Origin of the sequence: Pseudomonas bharatica CSV86, from assembly GCF_000319305.2 — a bacterium.
Taxonomy (GTDB): domain Bacteria; phylum Pseudomonadota; class Gammaproteobacteria; order Pseudomonadales; family Pseudomonadaceae; genus Aquipseudomonas; species Aquipseudomonas bharatica.
The window spans coordinates 1429567-1453248 of record NZ_AMWJ02000002.1 but is presented as its reverse complement, the minus strand read 5'-3'; the positions used below and the strand labels follow the sequence as shown (position 1 = coordinate 1453248).

The window sequence follows — 23682 nt, the reverse complement described above, 5'->3', positions numbered from 1 at the left end:
GGGCGCGAGTGTTGAACTCGCGCCTTTTTTTTTGCTCCAAGGCTGGGAGAAGCGCGGATTGATACCCGCGGGTAAATCAGGAGGTTCACGTGAACAAGTCGATGCTGGTGGGTGCGGTACTGGGTGCTGTCGGTGTGACTGCCGGAGGTGCTGTCGCGACCTACAGCCTGGTCAATAACGGACCGGAATACGCCCAGGTAACGGGCGTGCAACCGGTCAAGACGACCGTCAAGACGCCACGGGAAGTCTGCAAGGACGTCACGGTCACCCGGCAGCGGCCGGTGCAGGATCAGCACCAGATCGCCGGTACCGTGGTCGGTGCGCTTGCCGGTGGCCTGCTCGGCAACCAGATCGGCGGCGGCACCGGCAAGAAGATCGCCACCGTGGCCGGTGCGGTCGGCGGCGGCTATGCCGGTAACAAGGTGCAGGAGCACATGCAGAACAGCGACACCTACACCACCACCCAGACCCGCTGCAATACCGTCAATGACGTGAGCGAGAAGGTGGTCGGGTATGACGTGAAGTACACCATCGGCGACAAGGTCGGCCAGGTGCGGATGGACCGCGATCCAGGCTCGCAGATCCCGCTGGACAAGCAGGGTAACCTGGTGCTGGGTCAGGCCCAGCCTGCTCAGTAACTTGATCCAAGGGCCTACATCTAACCTGTGGGAGCTGGCTTGCCAGCGATAGCTATAGTGAATTCACTGCTGCAATCGCTGGCAAGCCAGCTCCCACAGGGATCGTGGCGGTCCGAAGTCCGAGCACAAAAAAGCACCTTGGAAGGTGCTTTTTTCATTTTCAGGTGCGACTCAGCGCTTCCGCTGGACAAGCAGGGTAATCTGATCCAAGAGCCGACATCTAACCTGTGGGAGCTGGCTTGCCAGCGATAGCTGTAGTGAATTCACCGCTGCAATCGCTGGCAAGCCAGCTCCCACAGGGATCGCGGCGGTCCGAAGTCCGGGCACAAAAAAGCATCTCGAAAGGTGCTTTTTTCATTTTCAGGCGAGACTCAGCGCTCCCGCTGGACAAGCTGGGTAACCTGATCCAAGGGTCTACATCTAACCTGTGGGAGCTGGCTTGCCAGCGATAGCTGTAGTGAATTCACCACTGCAATCGCTGGCAAGCCAGCTCCCACAGGGATCGCGGCGGTCCGAAGTCCGGGCACAAAAAAGCACCTCGAAAGGTGCTTTTTCATTTTCGGGTGCGACTCAGCGTTCCCGCTGGACAAGCAGGGTAACCTGATCCAAGGGTCTACATCTAACCTGTGGGAGCTGGCTTGCCAGCGATAGCTATAGTGAATTCACTACAGCTATCGCTGGCAAGCCAGCTCCCACAGGGATCGCGGCGGTCCCGAAGTCCGGGCATAAAAAAAGCACCTCGGAAGGTGCTTTTTTCATTTCCGGGCGAGACTCAGCGCTTGACCGAAGGCGGCAGGTGCGGCTGGATCGCCGTCAGCACAGCCTTGAAGCACTTGATGTTGCCGGCAACCACATGGCCTTTCTCGAGGAAGTCATGACCACCGGTGAAGTCGCTGACCAGGCCGCCCGCTTCCTGGATCAACAGGGCGCCGGCAGCCATGTCCCACTCGGACAGGCCCGATTCCCAGAAGGCATCGAAACGACCGGCAGCCACGTAGGCCAGGTCCAGGCTGGCGGCGCCGGCGCGGCGGATGCCGGCGGTCTGGCCGACCAGGGCGCGGAACATGCCCAGGTAGTTGTCCAGGTATTCCATCTGGTTGTCGCGGAACGGGAAGCCGGTGCCCAGCAGGGCGCCTTCGAGGCTGGTGCGCGAGCTGACGCGCAGGCGACGACCATTGAGCTGGGCGCCACGGCCACGGCTGGCGGTGAATTCTTCCTGGCGCACCGGGTCGAGAACCACGGCGTGCTCCAGGCGGCCGCGGTATTTGCAGGCGATGCTCACCGCGAAGTGCGGAACGCCACGCAGGAAGTTGGTGGTGCCGTCCAGCGGATCGATGATCCACAGGTAGTCTTCGCCTTCGCCGCTGCCGGCATGCAGACCGGTCTCTTCGCCCTGGATGGCGTGGTTCGGATACGCCTTGCGCAGCGCATCGATGATGACCTTCTCGGCGGCGCGGTCGACTTCGGACACGTAGTCCTTGGCGTCCTTTTCATCAACCTTGATGGTATCCAGGCGTTCGATTGAGCGGAAAATCAGTTCGCTGGCGCTGCGGGCGGCGCGCAGCGCGATATTCAGCATGGGCTGCATGGACGTTTCACCTGAGTTTTAAAGAAATGAAAGCCGCACAGTCTATCAGAAAACTTACGGCACTGTGGGGCAACATTTGCTTACGTAGCGTTACGCCGGTCGCTTCTGTAAGATTTGCTCCCCCCTGATTTCATGTCTGTGAGCGCCTGACGTGCTGCAAAATATTCGTGTCGTTCTGGTCTGTACCAGTCATCCCGGGAATATCGGCGGGGCTGCGCGTGCCATGAAGAACATGGGACTGTCGCGCCTCGTGCTGGTGAATCCGGCGGATTTCCCTTCTCCCGAGGCCAGCGCCCGGGCCTCCGGCGCCGATGATGTGCTGGCGTCCGCGCAGGTCGTCGCGTCCCTGGAAGAGGCCCTGGTCGGCTGCACCCTGGTGGTCGGCACCAGCGCCCGCAGTCGCAGCCTGCCCTGGCCGATGCTCGATCCCCGCGAGTGCGGCAGCGAGTCCGTCGCCCGCGCCGCGCAGGGCGAGGAGGTGGCGCTGGTCTTCGGTCGTGAACACGCCGGCCTGACCAACGAAGAGCTGCAGCGATGTCACTACCACGTGCATATCCCCTCCAACCCGGACTTCAGCTCGCTGAACCTGGCGGCGGCGGTGCAGGTGCTGAGCTACGAGGTTCGTACTGCCTGGCTGGCCCGCGAGCCGCAGGCGGTGAAAACGGACAAGGACGAAGTGGTCGAGGAACTGGCCACCATGGACGAGATGGAGCGGTTCTACGGACACCTGGAAAGCACCCTGGTGCAGATCGGGTTCCTCGATCCGGCCAAGCCCAAGCACCTGATGCCGCGTCTGCGTCGCCTGTTCGGGCGCAGTGCGGTGAATCGTTCGGAAATGAGTATTTTGCGCGGCATCCTCACCGAAACCCAGAAAGCGGCCCGGGGCGATGCGCATAAGCGGAAGGATCAGTAAATGTTCGAGCGTCTGCGTGAAGATATCCAAAGCGTTTTCCACCGTGACCCGGCGGCACGCAATGCCTTTGAGGTGCTGACCTGCTATCCGGGCATGCACGCGATCTGGCTGCACCGCGCGGCGCATTGCCTGTGGAAAAAGGACTGGAAATGGCTGGCCCGCCTGGTGTCCAACTTCGGGCGCTGGCTGACCGGCATCGAGATTCACCCGGGGGCCAAGGTCGGCCGGCGGTTCTTCATCGACCACGGCATGGGCATCGTCATCGGCGAAACCGCCGAGATCGGCGACGACGTCACCCTCTACCAGGGCGTGACCCTGGGTGGCACCAGCTGGAACAAGGGCAAGCGCCACCCGACCCTGGAAGATGGCGTGGTGGTCGGCGCCGGGGCCAAGGTGCTCGGGCCGTTTACCGTCGGGGCCGGGGCCAAGATCGGCTCCAACGCGGTGGTGACCAAGGCGGTGCCGGCTGGCGCCACGGCGGTGGGTATCCCCGGGCGGATCATCGTCAAGACCGATGGCGAGCAGGAGGCCCGGCGCAAGGCCATCGCCGAGAAGATCGGTTTCGATGCCTACGGCGTCAGCGAGGACATGCCCGACCCGGTGGCCCGCGCCATCGGTCAGTTGCTCGATCATCTGCAGGCGGTGGATGGACGCCTGGAGGACATGTGCGGCGCCCTGACCAGGCTCGGTAGCGACTATCGCGCCACGGAGCTGCCGGCCCTGCACGAAGAAGACTTCGCTTGCGTCAAGGGCGAGCTGCGCAGCGACGCGCCCGCGCATTGACGGCCCGCCGGGCAAATCGGGGCGTGTGATCGCGCCCCGACTTTGCTATGATCTGCGCCGCCGTTCAGGCGCAATCCCGACTAAAGCACTAGGTCTTATAGTTGACTTAAATGCTCGGGAATCGCATACTCGCACACATCCCGTAACCCCCGTGGTATCAAATAGCCATGCGACTGACTACTAAAGGCCGATACGCCGTGACTGCCATGCTCGACCTGGCACTGCACGCGCAAAATGGGCCGGTCTCCCTGGCCGACATCTCCGAGCGCCAAGGCATTTCCCTTTCCTATCTGGAGCAGCTGTTCGCCAAGCTGCGCCGCAGCAACCTGGTTTCCAGCGTGCGCGGCCCGGGTGGCGGCTACCAGCTCTCGCGGGTGATGGAAAGCATCCAGGTGGCCCAGGTGATCGATGCGGTCAACGAATCGGTCGATGCCACCCGTTGCCAGGGGCTCGGCGATTGCCATGCCGGTGACACCTGCCTGACCCACCATCTGTGGTGTGATCTCAGTGCCCGGATCCATGAATTCCTCAGCGGAATCAGCCTGGCCGACCTCGTGACCCGCCGTGAAGTCCAGGAAGTCGCCCTGCGCCAGGACCAGCGCCGCGTAGCGGGCCGTGCCCCACTGGACAAGATTGAAACGTCCGCCGTCGATTGACCGTGTCGAACGAGCGACGTGCCTGCCTGATAGGAGATATTCAATGAAGTTGCCGATCTACCTCGATTATTCCGCGACCACTCCGGTCGACCCACGCGTCGCCCAGAAGATGAGCGAATGCCTGCTGGTCGACGGGAACTTCGGTAACCCGGCCTCGCGCTCCCACGTCTTCGGCTGGAAGGCTGAAGAAGCGGTCGAGAACGCGCGCCGCCAGGTGGCCGACCTGGTCAACGCCGATCCACGCGAAATCGTCTGGACCAGCGGTGCCACCGAATCCGACAACCTGGCGCTGAAGGGCGTTGCGCACTTCTACGGCTCCAAGGGCAAGCACATCATCACCTCCAAGATCGAGCACAAGGCGGTCCTGGACAGCACTCGCCAGCTCGAGCGCGAAGGCTTCGAAGTCACCTACCTGGAACCGGGCGAAGACGGCCTGATCACTCCGGCGCTGGTCGAAGCCGCGCTGCGTGAAGACACCATCCTGGTTTCGGTCATGCACGTGAACAACGAGATCGGCACCATCAACGACATCGCGGCCATCGGCGAGCTGACCCGCTCCCGCGGCGTGCTGTTCCATGTCGATGCGGCCCAGTCCACCGGCAAGGTCGAGATCGACCTGCAGAAGCTGAAAGTCGACCTGATGTCGTTCTCCGCCCACAAGACCTACGGCCCCAAAGGCATCGGCGCGCTGTACGTCAGCCGCAAGCCTCGCGTACGCCTGGAAGCGGCGATGCACGGTGGCGGTCACGAGCGCGGCATGCGCTCCGGCACCCTGGCTACCCACCAGATCGTCGGCATGGGCGAGGCCTTCGCCGTGGCGAAGGAGCTGATGGCCAGCGAGAACGTGCGCATCAAGGCCCTGAGCGATCGCTTCTTCAAGCAGGTACAAGGCCTGGAAGAGCTGTACGTCAACGGCAGCCTGACTTCGCGTATCCCGCACAACCTGAACCTGAGCTTCAACTATGTCGAAGGCGAGTCGCTGATCATGGCGCTCAAGGACCTGGCCGTGTCGTCCGGTTCCGCCTGTACTTCGGCATCCCTCGAGCCGTCCTACGTCCTGCGCGCCCTGGGCCGCAACGACGAGCTGGCGCACAGCTCGATCCGTTTCACCTTCGGCCGCTTCACCACCGAAGAAGAAATCGACTACGCCGCGCAGAAAGTCTGCGAGGCCGTTACCAAGCTGCGCGAATTGTCGCCGCTGTGGGACATGTACAAAGACGGCGTCGACATCTCCAAGATCGAGTGGGCTGCGCACTAAGTAGTCGCCAGCAAGAGCGGCTCCCTGATGAGGAAGGAATTGCACCATGGCATACAGTGAAAAGGTCATCGACCACTACGAAAACCCGCGTAACGTCGGCAAGATGAACGCCGAGGATCCGGATGTCGGCACCGGCATGGTCGGCGCTCCGGCGTGCGGCGACGTGATGCGCCTGCAGATCAAGGTCAACGAGCAGGGCGTCATCGAAGACGCCAAGTTCAAGACCTACGGCTGCGGTTCGGCCATCGCTTCCAGCTCCCTCGCCACCGAGTGGATGAAGGGCAAGACCCTGGACGAAGCCGAAACCATCAAGAACACCCAGCTGGCCGAAGAACTGGCCCTGCCGCCGGTGAAGATCCACTGCTCGGTGCTCGCCGAGGACGCCATCAAGGCGGCCGTTCGCGATTACAAGCAGAAGAAAGGTTTGATCTAACCCGCCTGTTGCAGGTCAAGGAGTCCCGATGGCTATCAGCATGACAGAAGCCGCCGCCAACCATGTGCGGCGCTCCCTCGAAGGACGCGGCAAAGGTGACGGCATTCGCCTGGGCGTCCGTACTACCGGCTGCTCCGGTCTGGCCTACGTGCTGGAATTCGTCGACGAGCCGAATGCCGAAGACCAGGTCTTCGAAAGCCACGGCATGAAGGTCATCATCGACCCGAAAAGCCTGGTCTACCTCGACGGCACCGAGCTGGACTTCGTCAAGGAAGGGTTGAACGAAGGCTTCAAGTTCAACAACCCCAACGTGCGCGGTGAGTGTGGCTGCGGCGAAAGCTTCAACGTTTGAGGCTGCGCGTGGGTACTCCTTGTCATTTCGCCCTGTTTGACCTGCAACCGGACTTCCGTCTGGACCTGGACCAGCTGGCCACTCGCTACCGCGAGCTGGCCCGCGCGGTGCATCCGGACCGCTTCGCCGACGCCAGCGAGCGCGAACAGCGCTTGGCGCTGGAGCGTTCCGCCGGCCTCAACGAGGCCTACCAGACCCTCAAGAGCGCGCCCCGTCGGGCGCGTTACCTGTTGGCGATCAGCGGTCACGAAGTGCCGCAGGAAGTCACGGTCCACGACCCCGAGTTTCTCTTCCAGCAGATGCAATGGCGCGAAGAGCTCGAGGATCTCCAGGACAGTGCCGACCTCGACGGTGTCGCCGCCTTCAAGCGTCGCCTGAAGGTCGCCCAGGAAGCCCTCAACGAGGAGTTCGCCGCGTGCTGGAACGACGCCGCGCAGCGTGACCAGGCCGAGCGCCTGATGCGCCGCATGCAGTTCCTCGACAAGCTCGCCTATGAAGTGCGCCAGCTGGAAGAGCGCCTCGACGATTAACCCGGTGTCGCCGCTGGCGGCACCTTTGGTATTCAGATAAGCATGGCCCTACTGCAGATCGCCGAACCCGGTCAGAGCCCTCAACCCCACCAGCGTCGCCTGGCCGTGGGTATCGACCTTGGCACCACCAATTCGCTGGTCGCTGCCCTGCGCAGTGGTCTTTCCGCTCCGTTGCCCGATGCCGAAGGCCGGGTGATCCTGCCGTCCGCGGTGCGCTACCACGCCGATCGCATCGATGTCGGCCACAGCGCCCGCGACGCGGCGTCGGCCGATCCGCTGAACACCATCCTTTCGGTCAAGCGCCTGATGGGGCGCGGCCTGGCGGACGTCAAGCAACTGGGCGAGCAACTGCCGTACCGCTTCGTTGGCGGCGAGTCGCACATGCCGTTCATCGAAACTGTCCAGGGGCCGAAGAGCCCGGTGGAAGTCTCGGCCGATATCCTCAAGGTGCTGCGCCAGCGTGCCGAAGCGACCCTCGGCGGCGAGCTGGTCGGTGCGGTGATCACCGTTCCGGCCTATTTCGACGACGCCCAGCGCCAGGCCACCAAGGACGCCGCGCGCCTGGCCGGGCTGAACGTGCTGCGCCTGCTCAACGAGCCCACCGCTGCGGCCGTGGCCTATGGCCTGGACCAGAAGGCCGAAGGCGTGGTGGCCATCTACGACCTGGGCGGCGGCACCTTCGATATTTCCATCCTGCGCCTGACTGGCGGGGTCTTCGAAGTGCTGGCCACCGGTGGTGATACTGCCCTGGGCGGCGATGACTTCGACTACGCCATCGCCACCTGGATCATGGAATCCGCTGGCCTGTCCTCCGATCTCGACCCTAGCGCCCAGCGCCGCCTCCTGGAGACCGCTTGCGCAGCCAAGGAAGCGCTGACCGACGCCGAAGCCGTCACCGTCAGCTACGGCGACTGGCAGGCCGAGCTCACCCGCGCCGCCTTCGATGCGCTGATCGAGCCGATGATCGCCCGCAGCCTCAAGGCCTGCCGCCGTGCCGTGCGCGACAGCGGTGTCGAGCTGGAAGAAGTCAGTGCCGTGGTCATGGTCGGTGGCTCGACCCGTGTCCCGCGCGTGCGCAGCGCCGTTGGCGAGCTGTTCGGCCGCCAGCCGCTGACCGATATCGACCCGGACCAGGTGGTTGCCATAGGCGCCGCGATCCAAGCCGATACCCTGGCCGGCAATCAGCGTGATGGCGGCGAACTGCTGTTGCTGGACGTGATTCCGCTGTCCCTGGGGCTGGAGACCATGGGCGGGCTGATGGAGAAGGTGATTCCGCGCAACACCACCATCCCGGTTGCCCGTGCCCAGGAGTTCACCACCTACAAGGACGGCCAGTCGGCAATGATGATCCACGTGCTGCAGGGGGAGCGCGAGCTGATCAGCGACTGCCGTTCCCTGGCGCGCTTCGAATTGCGCGGCATCCCGGCCATGGTCGCCGGTGCGGCGAAGATCCGCGTGACCTTCCAGGTCGATGCCGACGGCCTGCTCAGTGTTTCGGCGCGGGAGCTGGGTTCGGGCGTGGAATCGAGCATCCAGGTCAAGCCGTCGTATGGCCTGACCGATGGCGAGATCGCCCGCATGCTCAAGGACTCTTTCGAGCACGCCGGCAACGACAAGGCCGCACGGCAGTTGCGCGAGCACCAGGTGGATGCCGAGCGCCTGCTCGAAGCGGTGCAGGGCGCCCTCGACGCCGACGGCGAGCGCCTGCTGGACGCCGAAGAGCGCGCTGCGATCGAACAACAGATGCAAGACTTGCGTGATTTGATGACCGGCACCGATGGCGCGGCCATCGAGCAGCAGACCAAGCGTCTGTCGCAGGTGACCGATGCCTTTGCCGCCCGGCGTCTTGATTCGACGGTCAAAGCCGCACTGGCCGGGCGCAACCTGAATGAGATCGAGGATAACTGATGCCGCAGGTTACATTTCTGCCCCACGAGAAGTTCTGCCCGGATGGCCTGACCGTCGAGGCGGCGCCGGGGACGTCCATTCTCGAACTGGCCCATGACCATCACATCGAGATCGAAAGCGCCTGCGGCGGCGTGTGCGCCTGCACCACCTGCCACTGCATCGTGCGCAAGGGCTTCGACTCGGTCGAGGAAGCCGACGAGCTGGAAGAAGACATGCTGGACAAGGCCTGGGGCCTGGAAGCGCAGTCGCGCCTGGCCTGCCAGGTCAAGGTCGGTGACCAGGACCTGACCATCGAGATTCCCAAGTATTCGCTCAACCACGCCGCCGAAGCGCCGCATTGATCCTGGAGCCCGACATGAGCCTGAAATGGATTGATGTACTTGAAATCGCCATCCAGCTTGCCGAAAGCAAGCCGGAAGTCGATCCTCGTTACGTGAATTTCGTCGATCTGCACCGCTGGGTGCTGGCATTGCCAGACTTCAACGACGATCCGGCACGCGGTGGCGAGAAGGTCCTGGAAGCCATCCAGGCCGCCTGGATCGAAGAAGCCGACTGAGCGCACTCGGCAGGTTAGGCAATCCCCTGAACCCGCGTATAATTCGCGGGTTTAATTTTTCGCATCACTTACTGTTTCTGGAGTTACACCATGGCTGTTCAACGTACTTTCTCGATCATCAAGCCTGACGCCGTTGCCAAGAACGTGATCGGCAAGATCACCACCCGCTTCGAAGACGCCGGCCTGAAAATCGTCGCCTCGAAAATCAAGCAACTGTCCAAGGCCGAGGCCGAAGGCTTCTACGCCGAGCACAAAGAGCGCGGTTTCTTCGGTGACCTGGTTGCCTTCATGACTTCCGGTCCGGTCGTTGTCCAGGTTCTGGAAGGCGAGAACGCCATCGCTCGCAACCGTGAGCTGATGGGCGCTACCAACCCTAAAGAAGCTGCTCCAGGCACCATCCGCGCCGACTTCGCCGAGTCCATCGACGCCAACGCCGTCCACGGTTCGGACTCCGAAGCCGCTGCCGCTCGCGAAATCGCCTACTTCTTCGCAGCTACCGAGGTAACCACTCGCTAAGCCAAGGCTTTCGGGTGAGGGTGAATCCATGACGACATCTACTGGCAAGACTAACCTGTTGGGGCTGACCCAGCCGGAAATGGAAAAGTTCTTCGACTCGATAGGGGAGAAGCGCTTCCGTGCCGGTCAGGTAATGAAGTGGATTCACCACTTTGGCGTCGATGATTTCGACGCCATGACCAACGTCGGCAAGGCGTTGCGCGAAAAGCTCAAGAACTGCGCCGAGATCCGCGGGCCCGAAGTGGTCAGCGAGGACATCTCCGCGGACGGTACCCGCAAATGGGTCGTGCGCGTGGCCTCCGGCAGTTGCGTCGAAACCGTCTACATCCCCCAGGGCAAGCGCGGTACGTTGTGCGTATCGTCCCAGGCCGGTTGCGCCCTGGACTGCAGTTTCTGCTCCACCGGCAAGCAAGGATTCAACAGCAACCTCACCGCCGCCGAAGTCATCGGCCAGGTGTGGATTGCCAACAAGTCGTTCGGCTCCGTACCGGCCACCATCGACCGCGCCATCACCAACGTGGTGATGATGGGCATGGGCGAGCCGCTGCTGAACTTCGACAACGTGGTCGCCGCCATGCACCTGATGATGGACGACCTCGGCTATGGCATCTCCAAGCGCCGGGTGACCCTGTCCACCTCCGGCGTGGTGCCGATGATCGATGAGCTGGCCAAGCACATCGACGTCTCCCTGGCCCTCTCGCTGCACGCGCCGAACGACGCGCTGCGCAACGAACTGGTGCCGATCAACAAGAAGTACCCGCTCAAGGTCGTCCTCGACTCCTGCATGCGCTACATGTCGGAACTCGGCGAGAAGCGCGTGCTGACCATCGAGTACACCCTGCTCAAGGACGTCAACGACCAGCTCGAACATGCGAAGGAAATGGCCGAACTGTTGAAGGACGTTCCGTGCAAGATCAACCTGATCCCGTTCAACCCGTTCCCGCATTCCGGTTACGAGCGGCCGAGCAACAATGCGATCCGCCGTTTCCAGGACTACATGCACAACGCCGGCTACAACGTGACCGTGCGCACCACCCGCGGCGAGGACATCGACGCCGCGTGCGGTCAGCTGGTCGGCCAGGTAATGGACCGTACCCGTCGCAGTGAGCGCTACATCGCCGTGCGGCAACTGAACGCCGACGCCGATTCCAGCGGCGTGGCGGGCAACTGAGACGAGGGCGGCCATGACCCTGCGCGCCGCGCTGCCGCTTGTTCTGCTGACGACGCTGCTGAGCGGCTGCGTCAGCTACGGCGGTCCCGGCCCGCAGGCAAGGCGCGACGAGGCCCGCCAGGCCTACGTGCAGTTGGGGTTGGGTTATCTGCAGCAAGGCTATACCGAGCGCGCCAAGGTTCCCTTGAAACAGGCCCTCGACCTGGGCGGCAACGACGCCGAGGTCAATGCGGCCCTGGCCCTGGTGTTCCAGCGTGAAGGCGAAACCGGGCTGGCCGACCGGCACTTCCGCCAGGCCCTGTCGGCCAGCCCCCACGATGCGCGAATCCGTAACAACTACGGCAGTTTTCTCTACGCCCAGGGGCAATATGCCAAGGCGCAGCAGATGTTTCGCCAGGCTTCGGCCGATACCCTGTATCCTGAGCGGTCCCGGGTGTTCGAGAACCTCGGGCTGACGGCCCTGCGCATGGGCCAGCGCGACCAGGCGCGGGAATACCTGGAAAAGGCTTTGCGTCTCAACCGCCAGCAGCCGCGTGCATTGCTGGAAATGGCTGAGATGTCTTACGAAGACAGGCATTATGTGCCAGCTCGCGAGTTCTACGACCGGCACAGCCGGCTGAGTGAACCGAGCGCCCGCAGCCTGTTGCTCGGCAATCGCCTGGCGACCGTCTTCGATGAACGAAACAAGGCCGCCGAACTGGGCCTGCAATTACAACGACTTTATCCCGGTACGCCGGAATATCAGCAATACCTGTCGGAGCAATGATGAAAGCGGCGCATCCCGAAGCAGCAGCAGCGACTCGCGAAAATCCCGGTGAGACCCTGCGCCAGGCCCGTGAAAGCCGGGGCTGGTCGCAGGCCGAAGTGGCCCGCAAGCTCAACCTGACCGTGAGTTCCCTGAACAACCTCGAGGCCGGCGCCTTCGACAAGCTGCCGGGGCATACCTTCGCCCGCGGCTATATCCGCGCCTACGCCAAACTGCTCGACATGGACCAGGCCGCCCTGGTCCAGGCCTTCGACCTGTGCACCGGCACCCATGCCCAGGGCAGCGACGTGCACGCCCTTGGGCGCATCGAGGAGCCGGTGCGCCTGTCCCACAACATCCTGCGCATCGTCAGCCTGCTGTTGCTGGTGGTGGTCATTGGCGGTGGTTTCGTCTGGTGGAAAGACCAGAGCGCGAACGCCACCAGGGACCTGTTCAGCGCCGCGCCGGAACACATCGAAGTGGAAAGCGCCGACGGCACTACCCAGATTCACCCGCTGGACGAGCCTGAAGACCAGGCCGTGACCGAGGCGCAGCAGCCTGAAACCGTTGCTCCGGTCACCGAGCCAGCGCCGGCAGGCGAAACTGCATCGCAAGCCCCGGCGGCGCCGGTGACCAGCACGCCAGCCGCAACCGCCGCGCCGGCCGCTCCGGCAGCCGCCACTGCGCCGGCCGCCCATGCTGCGGCCACGCCGGCACCGGTCACGCCGGTCGCTCCGGCGGCCACCGCACCCGCGCCAGCCGTGCCGGCCACTCCAGCACCTGCCATTCCCGCACCTTCCGTATCGGCAGCCCCTGTTGCAGGCAACGGCCAGGTCAGCATCCAGTTCACCGCCGATTGCTGGACCTCGGTTACCGACGGCAACGGCAAGCTCCTCTACAGCGGTATCAAGCGCAAGGGCGAAAACCTCGAGCTCGCTGGCAAGCCGCCTTTCGCCGTGCGCCTGGGCGTGGCCCGTGGTGCGCAGGTCAGCTACAACGGCCAGGCCGTCGATATCGCACCGTTCACCAGTGGCGAGACCGCTCGCCTGAAGTTGGGGCAGTAACTCATGCACGGCGAATCTCCGATCAAGCGTCGCGAATCCCGGAAAATCTGGGTGGGTAACGTACCTGTCGGCGGCGATGCTCCCATCGCCGTCCAGAGCATGACCAACACCGACACCAACGATGTCGCTGCCACCGTGGCGCAGATCAACCGGTTGATCGATGCCGGCGTGGACATCGTCCGCGTCTCGGTCCCGGACATGGACGCCGCCGAGGCCTTCGGTCGCATCAAGCAGCAGGTCAGCGTGCCGCTGGTCGCCGACATCCACTTCGACTACCGCATCGCCCTGCGTGTCGCCGAACTGGGCGTCGATTGCCTGCGCATCAATCCGGGCAACATCGGCCGCGAAGACCGTGTGCGCGCGGTGGTCGATGCCGCCCGCGACCGTGGCATCCCGATCCGCATCGGCGTCAACGCAGGCTCGCTGGAAAAGGACCTGCAGAAGAAGTACGGCGAACCGACCCCGGCCGCGCTGGTGGAGTCGGCGCTGCGTCACGTGGAGCACCTCGATCGTCTTGATTTCCAGGACTTCAAGGTCAGCGTGAAGGCCTCCGACGTGTTCATGGCCGTCGAAGCCTACCGGCTGCTGGCCAAGCAGATTGTCCAGCCCTTGCACCTGGGTATCACCGAAGCCGGTGGCCTGCGTTCGGGCACGGTGAAATCGGCGGTCGGCCTCGGTATGCTGCTCGCCGACGGGATTGGCGATACTATCCGCATCTCGCTGGCGGCCGACCCGGTCGAGGAAGTGAAGGTCGGCTACGACATCCTCAAGTCGCTGCACCTGCGTTCCCGCGGCATCAACTTCATCGCTTGCCCGAGCTGCTCGCGGCAGAACTTCGATGTGGTCAAGACCATGAACGAGCTGGAAGGCCGTCTGGAAGACCTGCTGGTGCCCATGGATGTCGCGGTGATCGGCTGCGTGGTCAACGGCCCTGGCGAAGCCAAGGAAGCCCATGTCGGCCTGACCGGCGGCACGCCGAACCTGGTCTACATCGACGGCAAGCCGGCACAGAAGCTGACCAATGACAACCTGGTGGACGACCTCGAGAGGCTCATCCGCCAGAAAGCGGCCGAGAAGGCCGAGGCCGACGCGGCACTGATTGCCCGCGGTTGACCGCTACAGATTTCGTTAAGGACCTTTCGTGAGCAAATCGCTGCAAGCCATCCGTGGCATGAACGACATCCTGCCCGAGCAGACGCCCCTGTGGCGCTACTTCGAAAGCACCGTGGCGGGCCTGCTGGACACCTATGGCTACCGCCAGATCCGCATGCCGATCGTCGAATTCACCGAGCTGTTCAAGCGCTCCATCGGTGAAGTGACCGACATCGTCGAAAAAGAGATGTACACCTTCACCGACCGCAACGGCGACTCCCTGACCCTGCGCCCGGAAGGCACCGCGTCCTGCGTGCGTGCGGTGCTGGAGCACGGCATCAGCGGCAACGGCGAAGTGCAGAAACTCTGGTACATCGGCCAGATGTTCCGCCACGAGCGCCCGCAGAAAGGCCGTTATCGCCAGTTCAACCAGATCGGCATCGAGGTGTTCAACCTCGAAGGGCCGGACATCGATGCCGAGCTGATCGCCCTGACCTGGCGCCTGTGGGGCCTGCTGGGCCTGCGCGACGCCGTCACCCTGGAGCTGAACAGCCTGGGTACCAGCGAGGCCCGGGCCCGCTACCGCGACGCCCTGGTGGAGTTCCTGTCCGCCCGCCTTGACCAACTGGACGAAGACAGCCAGCGCCGCCTGAAGAGCAACCCGCTGCGCATCCTCGACAGCAAGGACGCCGGCACCCAGGCCGCCCTGGTCGGCGCGCCGAAGCTGGAAGACTACCTGGACGAAGCGTCCCGCGTGCACTTCGAAGGCCTCAAGGCCCGCCTCGATGTCGCCGGCATTCCGTACGTGATCAACACCAAGCTGGTGCGCGGCCTCGACTACTACAGCAAGACCGTGTTCGAGTGGGTCACCGACAAGCTCGGCGCCCAGGGCACCGTCTGCGCCGGTGGCCGCTACGACGGCCTGGTCGAGCAGATGGGCGGCAAGCCGACCCCGGGCGTCGGTTTTGCCATGGGTATCGAGCGCCTGATCCTGCTGCTGGAAACCCTCGAACTGGTGCCGGAATCGATTTCCCGCCAGATCGACGTCTATCTCTGCGCCTTCGGTGACGCCGCCGAGCTGGCCGGCCTGCAACTGAGCGAGCGCCTGCGCGACCGCCTGCCGGGGCTGCGCCTGCAGGTCAATGCCGGTGGCGGCAGTTTCAAGAGCCAGTTCAAGAAGGCCGACAAGAGCAATGCCCTGTACGCCCTGATCCTCGGAGAGGACGAACTGGCGCAACAAGTGGTAGGTTTCAAACCCCTGCGTGGTCAGGGTGAACAACAAAACATTGCCTGGGATGCTCTGGCCGAGCACCTGGAAGCTTCCCTCGCGCAGGCGTAAGCGCCCACTGACCGAATTGTCGAAAGGAGTATTGGGGTGTCGAGTACCGATGATGAACAACTGGCCGCGTTCAAGGACTGGTGGGAGCGTAACGGCAAGCCACTGGTAACTGGCGGTCTGCTGGCCTTGGTGGCGGTGTTTGGCTGGCAGGCCTGGCACAAGTACCAGAACAACCAGTCGCAAGGCGCCTCGAACCTTTACCAGGCTCTGCTGGAAACCACCCTGACGCCGACCGGCACGCCGGACACGGCCAAGGTCGCCGAGCTGTCGGGCAAGCTGAAAAGCGAGTTCGGTGGAACCGCCTACGCCCAGTACGGCAGCCTGTTCGTCGCCAAGGTGGCGGTGGACAGCGGCAAGCTGGACGACGCTGCCGCCGAGCTGAAGAGCATCTACGACAAGCCGGCCGACGCGACTCTTGGCGAGATTTCCCGCCAGCGCCTGGCGCGCGTGCTGGGTGCGCAGAACAAGGCCGAGGAGGCCCTGAAACTGCTCGACGGCGACGCCGACAAGGCGTTCGTTGCCACCCGCGAGGAGCTCAAGGGCGACCTGCTGGTGCAACTGGGCCGTGCCGACGAGGCGCATGCTGCATACGAAAAGGCCAAGGCCGCGCTGTCGGATGACGACGCGGTAGGTGGCCTGCAACTCAAGCTCGACGACCTGGCCAAAGGGGATGCGTGACGTGATCGGTTGGAAACATGCAGCAGTGCTGACCCTGGCCATCCTGGCCGCGGGTTGCAGCAGCAACAGCAAGAAGGAACTGCCTCCGGCCGAGCTGACCAAGTTCACCGAAGAGGTGGTCTTGCAGAAGCAGTGGAGCCGCTCGATCGGTGACGGTCAGGGCGAAACTTACAACATGCTGGTTCCGGCCATCGAGAACGACCGCATCTACGCGTCCGACGTGACCGGCGTGGTCATGTCGCTCAATCGCATGAACGGCGACGTGATCTGGAAGAAGGACCTGGAAAAACCGGTCTCCGGCGCCGTCGGCGTGGGCTACGGCATGGTCCTGCTGGGCACCCTCAAGGGCGAGGTGATCGCCCTCGACTCCAGCACCGGCGAGCAGAAATGGACTGCCCGGGTGACCAGCGAAGTGCTGGCCCCGCCGGCCACCAACGGTGACGTGGTGGTCGTGCAGACCCAGGACGACCGCCTGATCGGCCTCGACGCCGCCACTGGCGACCGTCGCTGGATCTACGACAGCACGCCTGCGGTCCTGACCCTGCGCGGTACCGGTGCGCCGATCGTGACCAACCGCCTGGCGGTGGCCGGCCTGTCCAGCGGCAAGGTAATCGCCCTGGACACCAGCAACGGCGTACCTGTGTGGGAGCAACGCGTTGCCATCCCGCAGGGTCGTTCGGAGCTGGACCGCGTGGTCGACATCGACGGCGGCCTGCTGCTGTCCGGCGGCACCCTGTACGTCGCCACCTACCAGGGCCGCGTCGCCGGCCTGGACCTGGAGTCCGGCCGAGTGCTGTGGCAGCGTGATGCCTCCAGCTACACCGGTGTGGCCCAGGGCTTCGGCAACGTCTACGTGAGCGAGGCCTCGGGCACCGTCGAAGGCATCGACGAGCGTTCGTCCTCGGCACTGTGGAGCAATGACCAGATGGCCCGCCGTCAGTTGTCGGCGCCGGAAGTCTTCTCCAGCTACGTGGCGGTCGGTGACTTCGAAGGCTACCTGCACCTGCTCAGCCAGGTGGACGGTCGTTTCGTCGGTCGCGAGCGCATCGACAGCGATGGCCTGCGTGCCCGTCCGCTGGTCGAAGGCAACATGATCTACGTGTTTGGCAACAGCGGTACGCTCGAGGCGCTGACCATCAAGTAAGTCTATGCTTGGGGCTTTCGGGCCCCGGGCCGCGACGTCGAGAGACGTTGCCCGCAACTTCGGCCGCTGCCTCGCAGCGGCCTTTGTATTTCTTGAATTTACCCAATGGAGAGCCGCATGGTTCCCGTAATCGCCCTGGTGGGTCGCCCGAACGTCGGCAAGTCCACCATGTTCAACCGCCTGACCAAGACTCGCGACGCCATCGTCGGCGATCTCTCGGGCCTGACCCGCGACCGCCAGTACGGCGAAGCGCGCTGGCAGGGCCGTTCCTACATCCTGATCGACACCGGCGGTATCACCGGTGACGAGGCGGGCATGGACGAGAAAATGGCCGAGCAGTCGCTCATGGCCATCGAAGAAGCCGACTATGTGCTGTTCCTGGTTGATGCCCGTGCCGGCCTGACCGCCGCCGACCAGATGATTGCCGAGCACCTGCGCAAGCGGAACAAGCAGTCGTTCCTGGTGGCGAACAAGATCGACAACATCGATCCGGACACCGCCCGCGCCGAATTCGCCCCCATGGGCATGGGCAACGCCATTCCGGTTGCCGGTTCGCAAGGCCGCGGCATCAATGCCCTGATGGAGACGGTGCTCGGTGACGTGCCGCGCGACCAGGAAGAAGAGTCCCTCGACGAGAACGTCGCCGAAGGCGAGGAAGCCACGCGCATTCCCGGCCCGAGCGAGAAGGACGGCATCAAGATCGCCATCATCGGTCGGCCCAACGTCGGCAAGTCGACCCTGGTCAACCGCATGCTCGGCGAAGAGCGCGTGGTGGTCTACGACCAGCCCGGCACCACCCGCGACAGCATCTACATTCCCTTCGAGCGCAACGAAGAGAAGTACACCCTGATCGACACCGCCGGCGTGCGCAAGCGCGGCAAGATCCATGAGGAAGTCGAGAAGTTCTCGGTGGTGAAGACGCTCCAGGCGATCAAGGACGCCAACGTGGTGATCTTCGTCATGGATGCCCGGGAAGGCGTGGTCGATCATGACCTCAACCTGCTGGGCTTCGCACTGGAAGCCGGTCGCGCCATCGTCATCGCCCTGAACAAGTGGGACGGCATGCAGCCGAGCGAGCGCGACTACGTGAAGACCGAACTGGAACGCCGGCTGTTCTTCGTCGACTTCGCCGACATCCACTTCATTTCGGCGCTGCACGGCACCGGCGTGGGCAACCTGTACCAGTCGGTGCAGAACTCCTTCAAGTCGGCGGTCACCCGCTGGCCCACCAGCCGCCTGACCCAGATCCTCGAAGACGCGGTCAGCGAGCACCAGCCGCCGATGGTCAACGGCCGTCGCATCAAGCTGCGCTACGCCCACCTTGGTGGCGCCAACCCGCCAATCATCGTGATCCACGGCAACCAGGTGGAGAAGGTACCGCGCTCGTACTCGCGTTACCTGGAAAATACCTACCGCCGCGTGCTCAAGCTGGTCGGTACGCCGATCCGCATCGAGTACAAGGGCAGCGACAACCCGTTCGAGGGTAACAAGAACACCCTCACCGACCGCCAGGTCAACAAGAAGCGCCGGTTGATGTCGCACCACAAGAAGGCCGAGAAGAAGCGCAAGGACAAGCGCAAGTAATCTCGCGGCGGCGCGGGCGTGCACCCGCGCCGCCGGCCTTGTGTTTCAACCTTTTTCCTGACTGTCCGATCCGCTATGCTCGATGGCTTACCGTGCCTGGGCCGGGTCCGCAGGAAAGAGGGCTTCATGATCAGCAGCAAGCTGCCGAATGTCGGCACGACCATCTTCACTACCATGTCTCAGCTCGCGGTGCAGACCGGAGCGTTGAACCTGTCCCAGGGTTTCCCGGATTTCAATGGCCCGCAGGCCCTGCTCGATGCGGTGGGGCGGCATGTCAGCGCCGGGCATAACCAGTATTCGCCGATGACCGGCCTGCCCGCGTTGCGCCAGCAGGTCGCGGCCAAGATCGCCCGGCATTACGGCGTCGGTGTCGATGCCGACCATGAAGTGACCATCGTTCCCGGGGCTACCGAAGGCATCTTCTGCGCCATCCAGGCGGTGATCCGCAGCGGTGATGAAGTCATCGTCTTCGACCCCAGCTACGACAGCTACGAACCTTCGGTGGAACTGGCCGGTGGCCGTTGCGTGCATGTGCAACTGGACCCGGTGGATTTCAGCATCGACTGGCAGAAGTTCAGCGATGCTCTGGGCCCGCGTACGCGCATGATCATCATCAACTCGCCGCACAACCCCAGCGGCGCCCTGATCACCCGTGCCGATCTCGATCAACTGGCGGCCCTGATCGCCGACCGGGATATCTACCTGATCAGCGACGAAGTCTACGAACACCTGGTGTTCGACGGCGTCGCCCATGCCAGTGTGCTGAGCCATGAAGCCCTGTACCCGCGGGCATTCGTGGTCAGCTCGTTCGGCAAGACCTACCACGTCACCGGCTGGAAAACCGGTTACGTCGTTGCGCCGCCGGCACTGAGCGGCGAACTGCGCAAGGTCCACCAGTACGTCAATTTCTGCGGCGTGACCCCGCTGCAGTGGGCGCTGGCCGACTTCATGGCCGAACATCCCGAGCATATCGAGCAATTGCCTGCCTTCTACCAGGCCAAGCGCGATCTGTTCTGCGATCTGCTTGGCCCGTCCCGTTTCAGCTTCAAGCGTTCGGCGGGCACCTATTTCCAGTTGGTGGACTATTCGGCCATCCGCCCTGACCTCAATGATGTCGACATGGCCCTGTGGCTGACCCGCGAGCATGGCGTGGCGACGATCCCTGTGTCGGTGTTCTACCAGCAACCCATTCCCGAGCAGCGCCTGGTGCGCCTGTGTTTCGCCAAACGCGAGGAGACGCTGCGCGAGGCAGCGGAAAAACTATGCGCGATCTGAGCAATCTGCCCAACCTGAGCGTTGCCCTGGTCCAGACCAGCCTGGTCTGGCAGGACCGCCAGGGCAATTACGAGCACTTCGAAGCCTTGCTGGACCAGGCCAAAGGCGCTGACCTGGTGATCCTGCCGGAGATGTTCACCACCGGTTTCTCCATGGAGTCCGAACGCCTCGCCGAGCCGGAAAACGGCCCCACCTACGCCTGGCTCAAAGCCCAGGCCAGGCGCCTCGATGCGGTGATCACCGGCAGCGTGATCATCCAGGCCGCCGATGGCAGCCACCGCAATCGCCTGCTCTGGGCGCGTCCGGACGGCGAGATCCTGCACTACGACAAGCGCCACCTGTTCCGCATGGCCGGCGAGCACAAGCACTACACCCCGGGCGAGCGCCAGGTGCAGTTCGAACTCAAGGGCTGGCGGATCCGTCCGCTGATCTGCTACGACCTGCGTTTCCCGGTGTGGAGCCGCGACGCCCAGGACACCGACCTGCTGCTGTACACCGCCAACTGGCCGGCGGCGCGCCGCCAGCACTGGAACCGATTGCTGCCGGCGCGGGGCATCGAGAACCTGTGCTACGTGGCGGCGGTGAACCGGGTCGGCACGGACGGCAAGGGCTTCGCCTATAGCGGCGACAGCCAGGTGCTGGATTTCCAGGGTGAAAGCCTGCTGAGTGCGGGGGAAGCGGACGGGGTGTTTACCGTGGTGCTGAGTTCGGCGGACCTGGCGGCCTACCGGACGCGTTTTCCGGCGAACCTGGATGCCGATACCTTCGAGCTTCACTGAGTTCCTGAGGGCGCTATCGCTGGCAAGCCAGCTCCCACAAATCCCTGTGGGAGCTGGCTTGCCAGCGATGAGGCCCTCAAATGCTCAGTAGACGTCCCGGCGATAGCGCCCCAGCTCGATCAACTCTTCCACAGCCGCCTCACCGAGCAACCCGTTGAGCGCCGCATCCACGCCACCCGCCATCCCCTGCAAACTGCCGCAGATATAGATCGCCGCACCGTCGGCCAGCCAGCGCTTCAGTTCCTCGCCCCGCTGCAGCAACAGGTCCTGCACATACACCTTTTCCGCCTGGTCCCGCGAGAACGCCAGGTCCAGGCGTGCCAAGTCGCCAGTGGCCAGCCAGCCTTGCAGTTCGTCCCGGCAGTGGAAGTCATGGGCTTCATTGCGTTCTCCGAACAACAGCCAGTTACGCTGCTCGCCCGCCGCGATCCGCGCCTTGAGCAAGCTGCGCAACCCCGCCAGTCCGGTGCCGTTGCCGATCAGGATCATCGGCACCGCATCCGTCGGCAGATGGAAACCGCTGTTGCGACGCAGACGCAGGCTGACGGTGCTGCCCAGCGCCATATGCTCGGTCAGCCAGCCAGACCCCAGCCCCAGGCTGCCGTCCGGGTGCCGTTCCTGACGCACGATCAGTTCCAGTACGCCGTCAGCCGCAATCGAAGCGATGGAATACTCACGCGCATCGATCGGAATCAGCGCATCCACCAGCGCCTGGGCATGCAGGCCAACCAGATGCTCGCGGCTGACCGGCAGTTGCCGGCCGGCGAGGGCGGCAGACAGTGATTCATCCAGGCCAGCCAGCTGCACTTGAGTGTTACCGTCCAGCCCCAGACCCTCGAGGAAGCGCTCGACGGTAGCCGGTGCCTGACGCGGCATGATTTCCACCAGATCGCCCGCTTCCCATTGCGACGGCGTCGGCGCAGTCAGGCCCAGAAGGAATACCGGCGAGCCCTGGCTGCCCGGGTTCAGCAGTTCGCGATGTTTCAATGTCCATGGCGCAAATTCGGGCGCCTGCCACACCGGCACCACAACGCTACCGCTCAGTTCTGCCAACTGCTGCTGCCAGCGTTGCAGCGCCAGCGGATCGGCGCTGTCCACTTCCACCGGGGCGAAGCGGGCATGGGCGCCGCGCTCGCCGAGCCAGGCATGCAGGCGCCGACCGAAGCCGCAGAAATGCGGGTACTGGCGATCGCCCAGGGCCAGCAACGAGTAGTTCAGCCCTTGCAGCGACAATGCCTGGCCCAGCACCTTGCGTTCGAATCCTCGGGCACTGTCCGGGGCCTCGCCGTCGCCGAAGGTGCTGACCACGAACAGCGCCCGCCCGGCCTGGCGCAGGTCGTCCTCGCTCAGCGACGCCAGCGCTTGCACACGCACGGGCAGGCCGGCCGCCTGCAATTGCCCGGCGCTTTGCCAGGCCAGTTGCTCGGCGAAACCGCTCTGGCTGGCGAAGCCCACCAGCCAGCCGCCGGCCTCGTCGCTACCCTGGGCCAGGCCACTGCGCGCGGCACGGATCTGGCGCTTCTTGCGGCGACGGTCGAGGTACAGCAGCCAGCCGGTGACGAAGAACAGCGGCATGCCCAGGCTGGCGATGGTCAGGATGATGCGACCCGGCAGGCCCCAATAGCTGCCTACGTGCAGGGCATAGATGCTGGTCAGCAATTGCGCCTTGAACGACTTGTCGTTGTACACCTCCTGGCGTTTCACCTGGCCGTTGGCCGGGTCGATGGTCAGGGTGTTGAGGGCGCGTTCGTGAGCTGCGTCGTCCAGCAGGTAGAAGAGCATCGCCGGCTGTCCGCCTGCCGCTGGCAGGCGTAGGTTATAAGCGGTCAAGCCGGGGCCGGCGGCTTTTTGCAGGCCGGCCCAGATGGCGTCGTAGTCCACCACCAGCGCCGGGGCGTTCGGGTCGGCCTTGGGCGGGCCGCCGTGGCCGCCACGGCCTTCGCGTTTCTGTTGCTGCTGGCCAGCCGGCGGTTTGTCCGCCAGCAACCGGCTCAGCCCTCGCGGTACCACTCGTAGGACCAGAACAATCCGGTCAGGGCGAACAGCAGGTAGAACAGTAGGCACCAGGTGCCGAACACTGCGTGCAGGTCCCAATTGAAGGCGCGGCCCTTCTTCGCCCAGTCGAGGGTCAGCCAAGTACGCCAGTTCAGCGCCTGGCGCGGCCAGCGCAGATACAGGCCGGACAGGCAGAAGAACACCAGGACCAGGGTGCAGGCGCCGGTGATCTGCCGGCCGGTGTCGCCGAGGGTCAGGAAGCGGTGCAGGTTGAGCATCAGGTTGAAAAAGTCCTGGCCCACCACGTCGCCCTGGAAGGCGCCGGTATAAGGATCGACATAGCGCAGCTGGCCACGCCGCTCGCCCGGCGGCGGAGTAAAGAAGATCCGCGCGGCGGCATCACTCTTGGTCTCGACCCAGATCATCGAAACCTTCTTGCCTTCGCTTTCCTCGACCCGCCGTACCAGCTCCGCCGGGGCCAGCACGCCGCCTTCGCGGACCTGGACCTTGAGCACCTGCGGGTTGATGGCCCGGAGGATTTCATCCTGGAACGAGTACGCAGCCCCGGTGATGCCCATCAGCGCGAGCACCAGCCCGGCGGTGATGCCGAAGAACCAGTGCAGTTGGAACAGCGTCTTTTTCAGCACATCGACCACCTGGAAATCTTTCTGGGAATGCGAATTAG

The 23682-nt window shown here is 63.9% G+C and carries 23 protein-coding genes and 1 pseudogene; 22 read left to right on the top strand and 2 right to left on the bottom strand.

Features of this window, described 5'->3' with window-relative positions; translation table 11 throughout:
• The first annotated feature begins 89 nt into the window (after positions 1-89).
• The gene (locus CSV86_RS20520) at positions 90-638 is read left to right on the top strand and encodes a glycine zipper 2TM domain-containing protein (RefSeq protein ID WP_009399713.1); all 549 of its coding nucleotides are present in this window, start codon (positions 90-92) and stop codon (positions 636-638) included.
• 772 nt (positions 639-1410) lie between these two features.
• Here CSV86_RS20520 and suhB read toward each other — a convergent pair.
• A complete protein-coding gene (suhB, locus tag CSV86_RS20515) occupies positions 1411-2226 on the bottom strand; it encodes a type III secretion system regulator SuhB (RefSeq protein ID WP_009398498.1) in 816 nt (271 codons plus the stop codon).
• Between the two features lie 151 nt (positions 2227-2377).
• Here suhB and trmJ point away from each other — a divergent pair, with 151 nt between their 5' ends.
• The 21 genes from trmJ (at position 2378) to CSV86_RS20410 (ending at position 21002) form a co-directional block, all read left to right on the top strand.
• Positions 2378-3139, top strand: coding sequence for a tRNA (cytosine(32)/uridine(32)-2'-O)-methyltransferase TrmJ (gene trmJ, locus CSV86_RS20510; protein ID WP_009398500.1), 762 nt, complete (start codon positions 2378-2380; stop codon positions 3137-3139).
• On the top strand, positions 3140-3922 hold the full coding sequence (cysE, locus tag CSV86_RS20505) for a serine O-acetyltransferase (RefSeq protein ID WP_009398501.1): 783 nt from the start codon (positions 3140-3142) through the stop codon (positions 3920-3922).
• A 167-nt stretch (positions 3923-4089) separates the two neighbouring features.
• Entirely contained in the window at positions 4090-4578 is a 489-nt protein-coding gene (gene iscR, locus CSV86_RS20500) for a Fe-S cluster assembly transcriptional regulator IscR (RefSeq protein WP_009398503.1), read from the top strand.
• A gap of 43 nt (positions 4579-4621) precedes the next feature.
• Entirely contained in the window at positions 4622-5836 is a 1215-nt protein-coding gene (locus tag CSV86_RS20495) for an IscS subfamily cysteine desulfurase (RefSeq protein ID WP_009398505.1), read from the top strand.
• A gap of 46 nt (positions 5837-5882) precedes the next feature.
• A complete protein-coding gene (gene iscU / locus CSV86_RS20490; protein ID WP_003248539.1) occupies positions 5883-6269 on the top strand; it encodes a Fe-S cluster assembly scaffold IscU in 387 nt (128 codons plus the stop codon).
• A 28-nt stretch (positions 6270-6297) separates the two neighbouring features.
• Positions 6298-6621, top strand: a complete 324-nt coding sequence (gene iscA, locus CSV86_RS20485) for an iron-sulfur cluster assembly protein IscA (protein ID WP_009398508.1) — start codon at positions 6298-6300, stop codon at positions 6619-6621.
• An 8-nt stretch (positions 6622-6629) separates the two neighbouring features.
• Positions 6630-7151, top strand: coding sequence for a co-chaperone HscB (gene hscB / locus CSV86_RS20480; RefSeq protein WP_009398509.1), 522 nt, complete (start codon positions 6630-6632; stop codon positions 7149-7151).
• Between the two features lie 42 nt (positions 7152-7193).
• Complete coding sequence (gene hscA, locus CSV86_RS20475) at positions 7194-9059, top strand: Fe-S protein assembly chaperone HscA (RefSeq protein WP_009398510.1); 1866 nt, start codon at positions 7194-7196, stop codon at positions 9057-9059.
• Positions 9059-9400, top strand: a complete 342-nt coding sequence (gene fdx, locus CSV86_RS20470) for an ISC system 2Fe-2S type ferredoxin (RefSeq protein WP_009398512.1) — start codon at positions 9059-9061, stop codon at positions 9398-9400. Before hscA ends, fdx begins: the two co-directional genes overlap by 1 nt.
• A 14-nt stretch (positions 9401-9414) precedes the next feature.
• Positions 9415-9615, top strand: a complete 201-nt coding sequence (gene iscX / locus CSV86_RS20465; RefSeq protein ID WP_009398514.1) for a Fe-S cluster assembly protein IscX — start codon at positions 9415-9417, stop codon at positions 9613-9615.
• A 90-nt stretch (positions 9616-9705) separates the two neighbouring features.
• Complete coding sequence (gene ndk / locus CSV86_RS20460; RefSeq protein WP_009398515.1) at positions 9706-10131, top strand: nucleoside-diphosphate kinase; 426 nt, start codon at positions 9706-9708, stop codon at positions 10129-10131.
• 28 nt (positions 10132-10159) lie between these two features.
• Positions 10160-11302 carry a dual-specificity RNA methyltransferase RlmN gene (gene rlmN, locus CSV86_RS20455; RefSeq protein ID WP_009398518.1) on the top strand — a complete coding sequence of 381 codons (1143 nt, stop codon included), beginning with the start codon at positions 10160-10162 and terminating at the stop codon, positions 11300-11302.
• A 13-nt stretch (positions 11303-11315) separates the two neighbouring features.
• Complete coding sequence (gene pilW, locus CSV86_RS20450) at positions 11316-12068, top strand: type IV pilus biogenesis/stability protein PilW (protein ID WP_009398521.1); 753 nt, start codon at positions 11316-11318, stop codon at positions 12066-12068.
• Complete coding sequence (locus tag CSV86_RS20445) at positions 12068-13111, top strand: RodZ domain-containing protein (protein ID WP_009398522.1); 1044 nt, start codon at positions 12068-12070, stop codon at positions 13109-13111. The genes pilW and CSV86_RS20445 overlap by 1 nt, the downstream gene beginning before the upstream one ends.
• Before the next feature lie 3 nt (positions 13112-13114).
• Positions 13115-14224 carry a flavodoxin-dependent (E)-4-hydroxy-3-methylbut-2-enyl-diphosphate synthase gene (gene ispG, locus CSV86_RS20440; RefSeq protein WP_009398523.1) on the top strand — a complete coding sequence of 370 codons (1110 nt, stop codon included), beginning with the start codon at positions 13115-13117 and terminating at the stop codon, positions 14222-14224.
• Positions 14225-14252: 28 nt separating this feature from the next.
• Positions 14253-15542 carry a histidine--tRNA ligase gene (gene hisS, locus CSV86_RS20435; protein WP_009398524.1) on the top strand — a complete coding sequence of 430 codons (1290 nt, stop codon included), beginning with the start codon at positions 14253-14255 and terminating at the stop codon, positions 15540-15542.
• Positions 15543-15578: 36 nt separating this feature from the next.
• A complete protein-coding gene (locus CSV86_RS20430; protein WP_009398526.1) occupies positions 15579-16220 on the top strand; it encodes a YfgM family protein in 642 nt (213 codons plus the stop codon).
• Positions 16213-17364, top strand: a complete 1152-nt coding sequence (gene bamB, locus CSV86_RS20425; RefSeq protein WP_051032693.1) for an outer membrane protein assembly factor BamB — start codon at positions 16213-16215, stop codon at positions 17362-17364. The genes CSV86_RS20430 and bamB overlap by 8 nt, the downstream gene beginning before the upstream one ends.
• A 117-nt stretch (positions 17365-17481) precedes the next feature.
• The gene (gene der, locus CSV86_RS20420) at positions 17482-18948 is read left to right on the top strand and encodes a ribosome biogenesis GTPase Der (protein ID WP_009398529.1); all 1467 of its coding nucleotides are present in this window, start codon (positions 17482-17484) and stop codon (positions 18946-18948) included.
• 126 nt (positions 18949-19074) lie between these two features.
• Positions 19075-20223: a pyridoxal phosphate-dependent aminotransferase gene (locus tag CSV86_RS20415; RefSeq protein WP_009398530.1), complete on the top strand. Its 1149-nt coding sequence runs from the start codon at positions 19075-19077 to the stop codon at positions 20221-20223.
• Positions 20211-21002 carry an amidohydrolase gene (locus tag CSV86_RS20410; RefSeq protein ID WP_009398532.1) on the top strand — a complete coding sequence of 264 codons (792 nt, stop codon included), beginning with the start codon at positions 20211-20213 and terminating at the stop codon, positions 21000-21002. The genes CSV86_RS20415 and CSV86_RS20410 overlap by 13 nt, the downstream gene beginning before the upstream one ends.
• An 84-nt stretch (positions 21003-21086) precedes the next feature.
• Here the strand turns inward: CSV86_RS20410 and CSV86_RS20405 are convergent.
• Positions 21087-23644 (bottom strand): annotated as a pseudogene (locus CSV86_RS20405) (PepSY domain-containing protein).
• Positions 23645-23682: the final 38 nt, after the last annotated feature.

What these genes read in the sequence shown, in the direction of transcription:
- suhB (WP_009398498.1), bottom strand. Translation starts at nt 2,226, where the DNA reads ATGCAGCCCATGCTGAATATCGCGCTGCGCGCCGCCCGCAGCGCCAGC.
- cysE (WP_009398501.1), top strand. Translation starts at nt 3,140, where the DNA reads ATGTTCGAGCGTCTGCGTGAAGATATCCAAAGCGTTTTCCACCGTGAC.
- iscR (WP_009398503.1), top strand. Translation starts at nt 4,090, where the DNA reads ATGCGACTGACTACTAAAGGCCGATACGCCGTGACTGCCATGCTCGAC.
- CSV86_RS20495 (WP_009398505.1), top strand. Translation starts at nt 4,622, where the DNA reads ATGAAGTTGCCGATCTACCTCGATTATTCCGCGACCACTCCGGTCGAC.
- iscU (WP_003248539.1), top strand. Translation starts at nt 5,883, where the DNA reads ATGGCATACAGTGAAAAGGTCATCGACCACTACGAAAACCCGCGTAAC.
- iscA (WP_009398508.1), top strand. Translation starts at nt 6,298, where the DNA reads ATGGCTATCAGCATGACAGAAGCCGCCGCCAACCATGTGCGGCGCTCC.
- hscA (WP_009398510.1), top strand. Translation starts at nt 7,194, where the DNA reads ATGGCCCTACTGCAGATCGCCGAACCCGGTCAGAGCCCTCAACCCCAC.
- fdx (WP_009398512.1), top strand. Translation starts at nt 9,059, where the DNA reads ATGCCGCAGGTTACATTTCTGCCCCACGAGAAGTTCTGCCCGGATGGC.
- iscX (WP_009398514.1), top strand. Translation starts at nt 9,415, where the DNA reads ATGAGCCTGAAATGGATTGATGTACTTGAAATCGCCATCCAGCTTGCC.
- ndk (WP_009398515.1), top strand. Translation starts at nt 9,706, where the DNA reads ATGGCTGTTCAACGTACTTTCTCGATCATCAAGCCTGACGCCGTTGCC.
- rlmN (WP_009398518.1), top strand. Translation starts at nt 10,160, where the DNA reads ATGACGACATCTACTGGCAAGACTAACCTGTTGGGGCTGACCCAGCCG.
- pilW (WP_009398521.1), top strand. Translation starts at nt 11,316, where the DNA reads ATGACCCTGCGCGCCGCGCTGCCGCTTGTTCTGCTGACGACGCTGCTG.
- CSV86_RS20445 (WP_009398522.1), top strand. Translation starts at nt 12,068, where the DNA reads ATGAAAGCGGCGCATCCCGAAGCAGCAGCAGCGACTCGCGAAAATCCC.
- ispG (WP_009398523.1), top strand. Translation starts at nt 13,115, where the DNA reads ATGCACGGCGAATCTCCGATCAAGCGTCGCGAATCCCGGAAAATCTGG.
- bamB (WP_051032693.1), top strand. Translation starts at nt 16,213, where the DNA reads ATGCGTGACGTGATCGGTTGGAAACATGCAGCAGTGCTGACCCTGGCC.
- der (WP_009398529.1), top strand. Translation starts at nt 17,482, where the DNA reads ATGGTTCCCGTAATCGCCCTGGTGGGTCGCCCGAACGTCGGCAAGTCC.
- CSV86_RS20415 (WP_009398530.1), top strand. Translation starts at nt 19,075, where the DNA reads ATGATCAGCAGCAAGCTGCCGAATGTCGGCACGACCATCTTCACTACC.
- CSV86_RS20410 (WP_009398532.1), top strand. Translation starts at nt 20,211, where the DNA reads ATGCGCGATCTGAGCAATCTGCCCAACCTGAGCGTTGCCCTGGTCCAG.